This is a genomic window from Stappia sp. G46H5W (assembly GCF_058448995.1).
This window is the reverse complement of the sequence record NZ_JBZFLL010000001.1, coordinates 613,370-626,116: the sequence shown is the minus strand read 5'-3', so window position 1 is coordinate 626,116 and position 12,747 is coordinate 613,370. Positions and strand designations below refer to the sequence as shown.

Annotated in this window: 12 protein-coding genes; 7 read left to right on the top strand and 5 right to left on the bottom strand. The window is 66.7% G+C overall.

All coding sequences use genetic code 11. The features are described 5' to 3' along the window. The first annotated feature begins 143 nt into the window (after positions 1-143). The 3 genes from ACVJ6E_RS02590 to ACVJ6E_RS02580 are packed head-to-tail and all read left to right on the top strand — an operon-like array spanning position 144 to position 2,609. Positions 144-1,010: a prohibitin family protein gene (locus tag ACVJ6E_RS02590; protein WP_120269023.1), complete on the top strand. Its 867-nt coding sequence runs from the start codon at positions 144-146 to the stop codon at positions 1,008-1,010. A 4-nt stretch (positions 1,011-1,014) separates the two neighbouring features. Then, positions 1,015-2,391, top strand: coding sequence for an ABC transporter substrate-binding protein (locus ACVJ6E_RS02585; protein WP_120269024.1), 1,377 nt, complete (start codon positions 1,015-1,017; stop codon positions 2,389-2,391). Continuing rightward, on the top strand, positions 2,388-2,609 hold the full coding sequence (locus ACVJ6E_RS02580; RefSeq protein WP_120269025.1) for a hypothetical protein: 222 nt from the start codon (positions 2,388-2,390) through the stop codon (positions 2,607-2,609). Before ACVJ6E_RS02585 ends, ACVJ6E_RS02580 begins: the two co-directional genes overlap by 4 nt. A gap of 207 nt (positions 2,610-2,816) precedes the next feature. Here the strand turns inward: ACVJ6E_RS02580 and ACVJ6E_RS02575 are convergent, their stop codons facing one another. From ACVJ6E_RS02575 to ACVJ6E_RS02565, 3 genes are all read right to left on the bottom strand, one after another. Beyond that, positions 2,817-3,455, bottom strand: a complete 639-nt coding sequence (locus ACVJ6E_RS02575) for a DUF697 domain-containing protein (protein WP_120269026.1) — start codon at positions 3,453-3,455, stop codon at positions 2,817-2,819. A 186-nt stretch (positions 3,456-3,641) separates the two neighbouring features. After that, positions 3,642-4,370, bottom strand: a complete 729-nt coding sequence (locus ACVJ6E_RS02570) for a DUF697 domain-containing protein (protein ID WP_147421864.1) — start codon at positions 4,368-4,370, stop codon at positions 3,642-3,644. Continuing rightward, entirely contained in the window at positions 4,367-5,023 is a 657-nt protein-coding gene (locus ACVJ6E_RS02565) for a ParA family protein (RefSeq protein ID WP_120269028.1), read from the bottom strand. Before ACVJ6E_RS02565 ends, ACVJ6E_RS02570 begins: the two co-directional genes overlap by 4 nt. 206 nt (positions 5,024-5,229) lie before the next feature. On the opposite strand from ACVJ6E_RS02565, the gene ACVJ6E_RS02560 reads away from it, so the two are divergent. Continuing rightward, positions 5,230-7,059: a glucosamine inositolphosphorylceramide transferase family protein gene (locus ACVJ6E_RS02560; protein WP_120269029.1), complete on the top strand. Its 1,830-nt coding sequence runs from the start codon at positions 5,230-5,232 to the stop codon at positions 7,057-7,059. Here the strand turns inward: ACVJ6E_RS02560 and ACVJ6E_RS02555 are convergent. After that, positions 6,986-7,975 (bottom strand): hypothetical protein, encoded by a 990-nt coding sequence (locus ACVJ6E_RS02555; protein ID WP_120269030.1) that lies wholly within the window; start codon positions 7,973-7,975, stop codon positions 6,986-6,988. The two genes, ACVJ6E_RS02560 and ACVJ6E_RS02555, sit on opposite strands and share 74 nt — an antisense overlap. 39 nt (positions 7,976-8,014) lie before the next feature. Beyond that, positions 8,015-8,584 carry a DUF2585 domain-containing protein gene (locus ACVJ6E_RS02550; RefSeq protein ID WP_120269031.1) on the bottom strand — a complete coding sequence of 190 codons (570 nt, stop codon included), beginning with the start codon at positions 8,582-8,584 and terminating at the stop codon, positions 8,015-8,017. Between the two features lie 180 nt (positions 8,585-8,764). Here ACVJ6E_RS02550 and ACVJ6E_RS02545 point away from each other — a divergent pair, with 180 nt between their 5' ends. The 3 genes from ACVJ6E_RS02545 (at position 8,765) to ACVJ6E_RS02535 (ending at position 12,708) form a co-directional block, all read left to right on the top strand. Further along, complete coding sequence (locus tag ACVJ6E_RS02545; protein ID WP_120269032.1) at positions 8,765-10,405, top strand: peptide chain release factor 3; 1,641 nt, start codon at positions 8,765-8,767, stop codon at positions 10,403-10,405. Positions 10,406-10,635: 230 nt separating this feature from the next. Next, the gene (locus tag ACVJ6E_RS02540; RefSeq protein ID WP_067222624.1) at positions 10,636-11,109 is read left to right on the top strand and encodes an NUDIX hydrolase; all 474 of its coding nucleotides are present in this window, start codon (positions 10,636-10,638) and stop codon (positions 11,107-11,109) included. A 102-nt stretch (positions 11,110-11,211) separates the two neighbouring features. Next, the gene (locus ACVJ6E_RS02535; protein WP_067221806.1) at positions 11,212-12,708 is read left to right on the top strand and encodes an inorganic phosphate transporter; all 1,497 of its coding nucleotides are present in this window, start codon (positions 11,212-11,214) and stop codon (positions 12,706-12,708) included. Positions 12,709-12,747 lie beyond the last annotated feature (39 nt).

Sequence of the window (12,747 nt, the reverse complement as noted above, 5' to 3'; positions counted from 1 at the left end):
AAAATCTGGCAATATGGGCGAGGGCCCAGGCATGCCGGCCTTGCAATCGAGAGCAAGAACCCGGCTTATAGCAGGCTGGAACCACGGCTGGGCCCGCCCTATACTGCCGTCCTGTTCACTGTAAAGACTGGCGAGTCGGCCGAATGGCGCTGGACGATGAGTTCGAAGATTATGAAGAATTTCTTCGCAGCGAACGCCAGCGTCGGATCCAGATCTATACTTTGCTGATTTTGCTTTTGTTCGGGGTCGGGCTGGTAACGCTCTGGAACAGGGTGGTCGTCACGATCCATTCGGGCGAAGCCGGTGTGCTCTACAGATGGATTTCCGGAACGGACATGAACAACATCTACGGTGAAGGGCTCCACATCATGTGGCCCTGGAACCGGATGTATGTCTACAATGTCCGCTTGCAGACCGAGCAGCGCCAATACAGCCTGCTGACACAGGGCGGTCTTCCGGTCGATCTGGAAATCGCCGTCCGCTACAAGCCGGACCTGCGCCTGCTGCCGCTGCTGCATGTCACGGTCGGGCCCGAATATCTCGACAAGATCGTGTTTCCCGAGACCGAGGCGGTGCTGCGCCGGGCCGTCGGCCAGTACGCTCCGGAAGAGGTCTATACCAGCCGGCGCGGCTTCCTGGAGTCCATCGTCGTCAACAGCCTGACCAATGTCGAGGACCGCTACGTCATCATCGACGACGTGCTGGTGCGCAATGTCGAGCTGCCGGCGGCCGTGCGTCTTGCGGTCGAGCGCAAGCTCACCCTTCTGGAAGAGCAGAAGGCGTATGAATACCGGATCGGCATCGAGAAGCAGGAAGCGGAACGCAAGGCCATCGAGGCGGAAGGCATCCGCCGCTATCAGGACGTCATCAAGCAGAGCCTGACCGAGGACCTGCTGCGCTGGCAGGGCGTGCAGGCGACGAAGGAACTGGCGTCGTCTCCGAACGCCAAGACGGTCGTGATCGGATCGGGCAAGGACGGCCTGCCGCTCATCCTCGGCGGCGACAGGTAGGCCGATGGCCAGGAAGCCTTTCGCCAGAACGGTCCGGCCGGCGGGCAAGACAACCCGGTTCCGGGTGGTTGCCGGCATCCTTGCGGCCTGGCTCGCGATGTTCCTCGTCATCGTCGTGTCGAGCGGCATTTCTGTCGGCGACCGCATTGCCGCCTATGTCGACATCATTCGCGGCAACACGTCGAGCGCCCTCAAGATCGCCCTGGTCTATGCGGAGGGCGACGAGGTCAACAGCTTCACCAACGGCGCCCGGCTCGCCGCCGCGAAGGTCAACGCCTCCGGCGGCATTCTCGATCAGGATCTCGAGCTTGTCCTGTATAGCGAGGAGGTGGCCTATGGTGACGGCGGCTTCGAGGCGACGGTCGCGCGCACCATGCGGCTTGCCGGCGAGGTGGCGAACCAGAACGGCCTGTTCGGGGTGATCGGCCACGAGTGGTCCGACACCGCTGTCACCGCGAGCGCGATCTACAACCGCAACGACATTCTCTATCTCGCCACCCACGCGACGGCTTCCTCGCTGACCAATCACGGGTTCTCGCTGCTCTTTGCCCTGCAACCGGACAACAGCGACAATACGGAAATGGTCGCGCGCTATGCGCTTGCAACCGGGTTGAAGCGCTTCCTCGTGCTCACCGACAAGAGCGATTACGGCAAGGAGGCGGGCGACTTCTTCAGCGCGGTCGCCACCTCGCAGGGCGGCGACGTGGTGTTCCGCGGCTATCTGCCGGGGAGCCGGGGGTCGATCGACCAGCTGATCATGTTCATCCTCGACAACAATGTCTTCGGCCGGGGCGACTACGACGCGTTCTTCGTTGCCTCCGCGCTGTCGCACGATACGGCCGAGTTCATCCGCAGGGCGCGCGAGCTCGGCCTCCCGCAGCCGGTGCTCGGCCTGGAATACATGTTCTCCAACACCGTCGAGACCCTTGTCGGCAAGCAGAACATGAAGGACGTTGTCGGCGTCTCCCTCTTCGACAGCGAAAGCGTCACGGATCTCTCGATGGTCTTCGTCAACGAGTACCGCAGCAAGTACGGCATGATGCCGGACCTCAGCGCGGCGCTCGGCTATGATGCGGTGATGCTGTTGAAGGAGGTCACCGAGCGCACCGGCTCGCGGGACCCGCGCAAGATCGCCGACGCGCTGAAGGTTGCGCGTTATGGCGTGCCGTTCGAGGGCGTTACGGGTAAGCTCGTGTTCAATACGAGTGGACTTATCACCGACACCGACGTCTTCGTCGTGCGCCACGACGGGACGCGGTTCCAGACGGTGGCGAGCTACCGCAAGCCGCTGGAGTGGTCGGCAGAGCATATCAGGACTGGCGGGGACGATGGCGCGCTGATATCCGATCCCGCCGCCAAAAGGGAGCACACCGTGCCATGACGCTCTTCGTCAATCCGTGGATCCTGTTCATCTGGGTGATCGCCAGCTGGATCATCGGCATGCTGGGTCGCGACACCCGCTTCGGCTTCGTCGGCAACTTCCTGGTCGCCTTCCTGTTCAGTCCGGTCGTCGGCATCATCGTCCTGCTGGCCTCCGACCGCTGGACCGGTCTGGGCAGCCGGCGCCGCGATCCGCGCCACCGCTCGGGCCGCGTCTGAACGGTTCCGCAAGGCCCGCCTGACGAGCGCCGCGCGAGGCCGCAATCCGTCAGCGGCCTTTGTACCCGCGTGGGGCGGTATCCCGTTTCCCGTTGCAAACGAAAACGCCGCGAACGCTGGCTCCAGCATTCGCGGCGATCGTGTATTCGAAGGGGCGAGGGGCAGCGCCAGTGATAAAGCCGCCCCGATCCCCGTCAGCAGAAGTCGTCAGGACGCCTTGGCAACCGTCTCCTCGACGGTGTCGGCCGCCGCCTCGGCGCCGCTCTTGGTGCGGTCGCGCGCGCGCTTGGCCAGTTCCTTGCCCTTCTCGAACTGCTCCTTGTAGAAGGCGCGCATCTTGCTGGCGTCGAAGTCCATCAGCGAGCCGCCGTCCTCGTAGTGGCGGGCAATGGAGCGGCCGACCGCGTAGGTCGAGGCGCCTGCCACGACCGGCAGCGATACCATGCCGACCATCCAGCCGATGCCGGGGATGAGCTTGGTGGCGCTTGCCGCGACCGCATAGCCGGCCCCGTAGCCGAGCACGCCGCCGGCTAGCGCATAGATCACCTTGCGGCCCATCTTGTCGGAGAAGGGCTTGCCGTAGAGCTGCGACAGCTTCTGGATCATGCGCATCTGGATCGCCACCACTGCGGCGATGTCGAAGATCGCCACCGGAACGATGCTGGCCGCCACGGAGGCAAGCACATAGTCCTTCGTCAGGCTCTCTGCCGTGAGCTGGCGGGCGATGTCGTCGTCGGACAGCGTTGCCGCTTCCGGAGCCTCACCCTCGATCACGTCCTCCACGTCCGCCTCGATATCGGCGTCGCTTGCTGCGGCAGTCTTTTCGGCAGTGCTCTTGGTTGCCATCCAAACTCTCCTGGTACAGTCCGAAGGCGCCTGATGCGCGAGGATCCGAAATGCTGCCGCCGGAAGCGGGCTGAACGATTTCCGGGAAATTCCGACGTTACGGTACCCTTTCGAATCGAAAAAGGAAAGGGTTGCAACCTGTTGCGGGCCTCGTTTCGGCGCGATTTTCGCCGGCTTGAACCCGTTTCAGTTTCCGGCGCCGTCGACGGGCTCGCCGCGCTCCAGCCGCTCCAGGAAGACGTCGCCGATCACCCGCGTCAGTCCGACGGCGGCGGCGGCGGTCACGGTCATGCCGACGAGGTTCGGGCCCGGAGCCATCCTGAGCAGGCTGGTCGTGGTGAAGCTGGCGATGCCCGGCGCGCCGACGCCAGCCAGCAGCGATAGGGCAATCCGGCCGCTGCGGTCGCGATCGAGCGGTATCTTGTAGCAGCGCGACAGCTCGCGCAGCATCCGTGCCACCAGCGCGGCGACGGCGGCAAGATCGACCCAGGGCAGTGGCACGAAGCCGGCGATCCCTGCCAGCGTCGAATGCCGCTCGATGATCAGCCGCGCCCGGGCCCGGCGCAGCGCACTGCCGGTCGGCGGTCGCGTTGCCAGGGCGCGTCCCTTGGGCGGCGGCGCCTGCGTGCGTTCCGCATCTTCCCGTTCCGCGGTGGTCTGAGCCTTGCCTTCCGGCTGCCCGCCAGAGGTCGTGGCAGAGGCGTTGGCAGGAGCCTCAGCCCGCGCGTCGGCCTCCGGGGCGGGGGCTGACTGCGGCGGGGCGGCCTTGGCGGCAGCCTTGCTCGCCGGCTCGCTTGCCGGCGGGGGAGAGGGGGGTTGCGCCTGCGGGGTATCCTGCGCCTGCTCCGCCTCGTGCATCTCGCGGCGGATGTCGTGGATCGTGCGCTGCAAGGTCCTGGGGAGTTTCCGGCTCACGCGCTGCGCACCTTTCGTGTCGCCAGCAGGGCCTCGACCTCGCCGGCCAGTTCCTGCACGTCCTGCGCTGCCGCGCCGTCCGGCTGGGTCAGCGTCGGCGTTGCGCCATAGAGCGCGGCCTCCGCATAGGATACCCGGTTCTGCAGCTCCTGCCGCAGCAGCGGAAAACCGGCTTCCTCCAGCTCGGCGCGGATGTGGCGGGCGATCACGCTGCCCCGCGTCGTCTGCGTCAGCACGCAGCGGAAGGTCGGGGCCCAGCCCTGCACGCCCGCCATCAGCAGACCCACCGTGTCGGTCATCCGGTCGACATCGAGCGGCGACGGCTTGACCGGGATCAGCACCAGGTCGGCGACCGCAAGGCCTGCCGCGGTGATCTCGCTGTCGAAGCCCGGCGTGTCGACGACGATCAGGTCGTAGTCGCCTGCCTGCTCCTTGACCGCTTTCCACATGTCGCGGTCGGCGCGGGCGATCACCGGAAGTCCTCCGAGCGCCTGCTCGCGCGCCGCCAGGCGCAGTACGGAATGCTGCGGGTCGGCATCGACCAGCAGGACGCGCCAGCCGCGCATCCGCCAGTTGACGGCAAGGCAGCTGGCAAGCGTCGACTTGCCGCTGCCGCCCTTCAGCGACGCGACGGTGATAACCTGCGCGCTCATGGCCGAAACGCCCCCTTAAGCTGATTCCCCGTTTGCACTGCGTTAACTATAGCGCAGTTCGCAGGGGCGGGATGCCCATCCGGCGAGCAGGTCCGACTGTTCATGGCGCGCGGTTCTTCGGGCGTGCTTGCGCTCGTCGCCCTTCTCCGACAAGAACGCATATGCCGGGGTGCGCTCCCCGTCTTCGTGCCGCCCGGGATCCCTTCATGTCGCTTACGCTCGTCACCGCCGCCGATGCCGCCTTTGCCCCGACGCTGGCCCAGTATCTGGCAAGCGTGAAGGCGCGCGGGCTCGACAGGGACGCGCGCATCGCCGTCTACGATCTCGGCCTCGATCCGGGCGAGCGGGGACGCCTTGCGGCGCGGTTTCCGTTCGCGGAATTCCTGCCCTTCAGTCTCGTGCCTTATCCCGCCCATGTGGCGCCCTCGGCGGGCACCTATGCCTGGAAGCCGCTGGTGATCGCCGACGCGGCGGAGCGGTTCGGCGGGCGGATCTTCTGGTTCGACAGCGCAACGCTCTTCCACGGCACGCTCGCCGAGCCCCTCGCCGAACTCGCCCGCTGCGGCGTCTACACCCTTTCCGGCCAGTCGAACCTGGAGCAACGCTGCGCCGCCGATGTGCGCGCCCGCCTTGCCGTAGAGCCGGCCTTTGTCGACCGCCGCATTCGTGTCAGCGGCGTCGTCGGCTTCGACCTGGAGCAGCCCACGGCTCGCGATATCCTCATCGACTGGGCGGAGCTGGCGCTGGACCCTGCGGTCTTCACCCGCGCCGACCGGGCCAGCCACAACACCGACCAGGCGATCCTGTCGATCTTGCTGTTCCGGGCCGAGGCGGCCGGCCGCCTGGTGCTGAACGACGGCGATATCGACATCAGCTCGCCGCGTCCGGTGCGCTGGATGAGTTCGCGCAACAAGCTCGATCCGGCCCGCCCGCGCTGGACCGACCCGCTCGCCCGTCTCTGGTATCGGCTCTACAAGGCCGGCGACCGGGCGAACCTGCGCTGGCAGGATTTCTACCGGCGTCGCATCCTCGGCATGCACCGTTGGCCGAAGGAGAACTTCCGCACCTACGTGATGCGCGCGGGCGATGCCGCGCCAACGCCGGTGCCGTGCCCTGCGCTCAGCTACTACGCCGATCCCTTCCTGTGGCGGCGCGACGGGCGGCTCTGGCTCTTCGTGGAGGAGTTCCGCTATCCCGAGCAGCTCGGCCGCCTCGTTGCCATGGAGCTCGGCGAGGACCTGCGGCCCGGTCCGCTCGTTCCGGTTCTGCCGCTGCGCGAGCATGCGTCCTATCCCTTCCTCTTCGAGGCAGATGGCGCGCTCTACATGCTGCCCGAGACCTGCTCGCTGCAGGCGCTCGACCTCTATGTCTGCGACCGGTTCCCCGACCGATGGCGCCGGGTGCGGCGGATCTTCGAGCAGGCGGATGCCGTCGACAGCGCGCTCTTCCGCCATGACGGCGCCTGGTGGATCCTCACCTGCGGCAAGCCGCTGGGGCAGGACGGCGCGCGCACGCTCGCCCTCTACCGCAGCGAGGATCTGCTGACCGGCACGTTCGAACCGCACCCGGTCAATGCTAAGGGCATCTTCGCTGATGGGGACTACGGCTTCGGCCGCGGGGCGGGCAGCATCCTGCGCGACGAGACCAGCCTGTTGCGCGTGATGCAGAAGAACCTGACCTACTACGGACAGGGGGCGGAGGTGCGCCGTATTTCGCGTCTTGATGCGCAGGGGTATCGCGAGGAGCCGGCCGAGAGCGACCATCCGCTGGCGCGTCTCGCGGAGCTTGCCTCGCCGCACCACATCGCCCTGCATGACGATGTCGTCGCCTTCGACGTGCGTGCCCGCGTCGGCTTCGTCTCAGGGCTGCCGTGGATTGGCCGCCGGCTCAATGCGCTCGACCCGGTGGCCAAGCGCTTCCTGTCGGGCGCGCCCGGGCTTGCTGGGGAGATCGCTGCGGCCGTCAGCGCGGCGTGTCGCCGCCTGCGGTCAGTCGATGGCCGCCCACCGTCCAGCGATCCGCCATGTGACGGATGACGATGGTGTTGTTGCGGCTTTCGGGCGTGCCTTCGCCGCTGTTGACCCGGCCCAGGCTGTTGGCCCGGTAGAACGACTGGCGGGTGATCATCTGGAAGCCCGCACGCGCCGCCGGCACTACGTATTTGCGCGCCGCGCAATGGCCGGAGATCCACACGTCGTCGACATAGAACGCTGCCGGCGGGGCGCCGCGATGGGTCAGCATCCCCTCCATGTCGGGAAAGAAGCGCGGCCGCACCAGATAGCCGGAAAACCCTTGCAGGATATCGATCTCGTAGCGCTTGCGCAGCCGGCGGGCGCGGATCGGTGCAGGCGGCTGCATGTAGAGATTGCTGCGGATCGTCGTCGGGCGGTCGGTCAGGTCGGCCGGCACCACCCAGCCTGAGAGGCCGATGGCCGCATCCCGGTCGACCTCCGCCTCGCTCGCCAGCACTTTCAGGAAGTCCGGCGGATAGATCCTGTCGTCGTCCACCACCACGATGGCGGCATCCGCATCGAGGGCGGTGAGGCTCGGAAACAGCTTCGTCGCAGGACCGAAATCCTCGCAGCGCACGATGGTGATCGTCGCAAGCGCCGACAGCCACTCGGGGATCTCGTAACCGCAGTTCTCCCGGCGCGAGTGATGCGGCACGTTGAGACGGATTTCCGCCGGCGGCAGCGACTGGTCGAGCAGGCTCTTCAGCGTCATGCCGATATGCTCGATGCGGCTCGGGATCGTCGTCAGCGTCACCACCGGGCCGCGAGACGTTGCCGCCTGCGCCTTTCTATCCAGCTCGGCGATGTCGCGCCGTGTCAGCCTGCGCGTGCGGAACAGGTCGGCAATCAGCGTCTCGCCTTCGAAGAAGTCGTGGACGGCGATGGCCGTGGCGACACCGCCGCCGATGGCTGCGAGCGAGAGCGGTAGAACGAAGGACATGGAACTCTTTCCTCGGCCTTTTGTCGGCTGCCTCGGCGCTCAGAGCGCCTGTTGCCACTCGCGGATCGCGTCCACGGGCCAGACCAGCATCAGCACGTTGAGGGTGAGGTTGTCGCGGATGACGGCGAGCGCGACCAGCTCCATGGCGATGGCCAGCAGCACGGTCACCCAGACCGGCAGCCGCAGCGCCAGCCAGAAGCCGACCAGCATCCACAGGACGTCGAAGACCGAGTTCAGCACGCTGTCGCCGGTATAGCCGGCCGCGATGGTCGCCTCGCGGTAGCGGTCGATGATCCAGGGGCTGTTCTCGACGATTTCCCACGTCGCCTCGATGAAGATCGAGCCGACCGCCCGCCAGCCCATGGAGAGCCTCGGCGTCAGGAGGTGGAACAGGCCATAGAACAACATCCCGTGGATGATGTGGGAGGGGGTGTACCAGTCGGAGATGTGCTGCGAATTGTCGGAGGAGGTGACGTCGGCGGTCCACAGCTTGATCTCGCCGCAGGTGCAGATCGGCACCCGCCCCATGGCGAGCAGGATGATGGCGGTCAGCGCGATCAGGGCGAGCGCGACGAGAAGGGGGAGGGCGCTTTTTCGCGAAAGCGTCATCGACGGGGTTCCTGCGTTGGGGCAGTTTCGGGAGAAGGGCTTCGCATGAGCCGCCAGCTATGGGCGGTAACGCGGCCATGCGCAAGCGGCACTGGAATTTGCCGGCACAAGCGACTAGACCTCTGTCCACGAAAAGCGGGCCGCAACCGGCTCCGCGCCACGAAATTCCATGGAGAGCGCATGAGCCTCACCGAAGCCCAGGCCGACGGCGGCCGGGACACGGCGCCGGACGCGGCAAGCCACCTGTCGCGCCGGACCTTCGCCATCATCTCGCATCCGGACGCCGGCAAGACGACACTGACGGAAAAGCTGCTGCTGTCGGGCGGCGCCATTCGCGCTGCCGGTCAGGTGCGCGCGCGCGGCGAGCGCCGGCGGGCCCGTTCGGACTGGATGAAGATCGAGCAGGAACGCGGCATCTCGGTCTCGTCCTCGGTCATGACCTTCGAGCGCGACGGCATCACCTTCAACCTGCTCGACACGCCGGGCCACGAGGACTTCTCGGAAGACACCTACCGCACGCTGACCGCCGTCGACGCGGCGATCATGGTCATCGACGCGGCCAAGGGCATCGAGACGCAGACCCGCAAGCTCTTCGAGGTCTGCCGCCTGCGCGACATCCCGATCATCACCTTCGTCAACAAGATCGACCGCGAAGGCCGCCACCCGCTGGAGGCGCTGGACGAGATCCAGGAGGCGCTCGCCCTCGACGTGGTGCCGATGACCTGGCCGGTCGGTATGGGCTCGGACTTCTTCGGCGTCTACGACTGGCAGGCGAAGCGCTTCCTCACCTCCTCCGAAGGACGCGGCAACCGCTTCGACTCCATCGTCGACGTCGCCGGCCTCGACGATCCCGCGCTCACCGAACGGGTGTTCCCGAACGTGCTCGCCGAGCTGGAGGAGAATGTCGAGCTCGGGGCCGAGGCCTATCCGGCCTTCGACCGCGAGGCCTTCATGGAAGGCCACATGACGCCGGTCTTCTTCGGGTCGGCGCTGCGCGACTACGGCGTTGAGGAAATCATCCAGTTCATCGCCCGCTTCGGTCCCGCACCGCATGCGCAGCCGGCGACGACCCGCGTCATCCGCCCGGAAGAACCGAAGGTGACCGGTTTCGTCTTCAAGGTGCAGGCGAACATGGATCCCAAGCACCGCGACCGCATCGCCTTCGTGCGCCTGTGCTCGGGCACCTTCCGGCGCGGCATGAAGCTGAAGCATGTGCGGGCCAACAAAACCATCGCCGTGTCCGCGCCGATCTTCTTCTTCGCCGAGGAGCGCGAGCTCGCCGAGACCGCCTATCCGGGCGATGTCATCGGCGTGCCCAATCACGGCCAGCTGCGCGTCGGCGACACGCTGACGGAGGGCGAGGAGATCCACGTCACCGGCCTGCCGGCCTTCGCGCCGGAAGTGCTGCGCCGCGTGCGCCTGTCCGACACGATGCGCGTCAAGCAGATGCGCCAGGGTCTGATGGATCTCGCCGAGGAAGGCCTCGTGCAGATCTTCAAGCCGCAGATCGGCTCCAACTGGATCGTCGGCGTGGTCGGCGTGCTGCAGCTGGACGTGGTGGTCGACCGCCTGCGCAACGAATATGCGACGGAAATCGGCTTCGAGGCCGCGCCCTTCAGCACCGCGCGCTGGATCGAGTGCGACGACGAGCTGAAGCTGCGCAAGTTCCTGGAATCCAACCCGTCCAGCGTTGCCGAGGACCGCGACGACCGGCCCGTTTACCTTTTCAAGAACTCTTGGGAGGTAAACTATGTCGGAGAGAAGAACCCGGACATCCGCTTCCGCGAGACCCGCGAGATCGTGCATACGCCGGAAGGGTGAGCGCGAGGTGCGCCGCAGGGCGCTTCACGGCGCATGCAAGTGCAGGGCAGGGACGCAGAAGGCGTAATGAGTGCGCCTTTTCCTTGCATTGCACAGCAATGCATCCTATTTAATACCAATGCGCCGTTTGTTTGACGGCTTCATGATTCCACGCGTTTCGTCAAAGGCTAAGTGACCGAAGGGGGCTTGTTGCCATGGCCCTGGCATTCCCGACCGTACCGAAGGCATCGATGCGCGCGTCCCGTGTGATCGAGACCCTGCGCCTTTGGCTCGGCGGCAAGCCGGAGGCGGTACAGGTCGCGGCCCTTCCCTGGCGGCGCGATGCTGAGGGGCAGCTCCTGGTGCTTCTCGCCACGAGCCGCGATACCGGACGCTGGGTCCTGCCCAAGGGCTGGCCGCAAAAGGGTCGCTCGCTCAGCGAGACGGCCGCCGTCGAAGCCTGGGAAGAGGCCGGCCTGTCCGGCCGTATCGGCAGCGATCCGCTCGGCAGCTATTTCTATCGCAAGCTTCTCGACAATGGGCTGCCCCGCCGCGTGCGCGTGCAGGTCTTCCCGCTGGCTGTGACCGAAGAGGCGCAGGACTGGCCGGAAAAGGGCCAGCGCGAGCTGCGCTGGTTCCTGCCCCACGAGGCTGCCCGCAACGTCCACGAGCCGGAGCTCGCCCGTATACTCGGCAATGCCCGTCTTCTGGAGGAGTTGCGGTGATCCCGGTCTTCGTCTCCGCCTTCGGCGGCAGGTGACAGCCTTGCAGCCTTCATCCGTGGCGACCGTCGCCGGATCGTTATCTTTTGCGCGCAGCATGGCGCCATGAGCGACGGCAAGACCTCCCGCAACCGCAACACCATCGACAAGGACCTCGACAAGTTCACCTATGTCGAGGAAGCGACAAGCTATCTGTCGCGCTCCTATGTCACGCTGGGGTTCGGCTTCCTCTTTCTCGTGCTCGTCGGCAGCCTTGCCAGCCTGCTTGTGGCCGAGAATTCCCACTGGTTCCTGCTGACCGCGGCGCTCGTCCTGGGCGGCTACATGGCGCTGAACATCGGCGCCAACGACGTCGCCAACAACATGGGCCCGGCCGTCGGCGCGCGCGTGCTGACCATGGGCAGCGCGCTGGTGCTTGCGGCCCTGTGCGAGAGTGCCGGCGCGCTGCTGGCCGGCTCCGGGGTGGTCTCGACCATCGCTTCCGGCATCGTTTCGGCCGACCAGTTCGCGCGGCCGGACGATTTTCCGCTGGCCATGCTCGCCGCGCTTGTCGCTGCGGCCCTTTGGATCAACCTGGCGACGGTGATCGGCGCGCCCGTGTCGACGACGCATGCGGTGGTCGGCGCGGTCGTCGGTGCCGGGCTGGTCTCCGCCGGCTCGGTCGCACTGGACGGCTTCACGCTGATCGCCATTGCCTCCGGCTGGCTGGTCTCGCCGGTCTTGGGCGGTGTATCCGCCGCGGTTCTGCTGTCGCTGATCCGGCGGTGCATCCTCAGGGGCGACAACCGCCTTGCGGCCGCACGGCGCTGGCTGCCGGTGATCTTTGCGACCATGGCCGGCACCTTCACGCTCTACCTGATCCTTGTCGGGCTGCCGTCGCTGCGCGATTCCGGCCCGGGTCCGGTCGCGGCGCTGGGCCTTGCAGCGGCGGTCCTTGCCTTTGCCGTGTCGCGCCCGGCAGTGACACGCGCCTCTGAAGGGTTGGACGACCGCAATCAGTCGCTGCGCAAGCTGTTCCGGCCGCCGCTGGTGGTTGCCGCCGCCATCCTGTCCTTCGCCCATGGCGCCAATGATGTCGCCAATGCGATAGGTCCGGTCGCCGCCATCTTCTCCGCCCTCGGCCAGGACGGCATCGCCGCGCCCGGCGGCGGGTTGCTGCTTCCCGTTCTGATGGTCGGTGCGCTCGGCATCTCCCTCGGCCTGTTGCTGTTCGGCCCGCGCCTGGTGCGCATGGTCGGCGAGCGCATTACCCGGCTCAATCCGATCCGCGCCTTCTGCGTGCTGCTTGCCACCGCCATCACCGTGCTGCTCGCCAGCGCCGCCGGCCTGCCGATTTCCTCCACGCATACGGCGGTCGGGGCGATCTTCGGCGTCGGCTTCTACCGCGAGTGGACGATGAACCGCGAGCGCCGCCAGCGCCTTGCGGAAAATGCCACGGAGCTGCTTGCCCCGCCCGACGGCAGCGAGCCGGCCGATATCCGCCGCCGCATGCTGGTGCGCCGCGCCCATGTGCTCACCATCATCAGCGCCTGGATGGTAACGGTCCCTGCCAGCGGCTCGCTCGCCGCCATCGTCTGGCTGCTGCTCTCTGCCGCCCTTTGACGGCAATGCCTGCGCGCCGTGTCCTGCCTCGGACCGAAT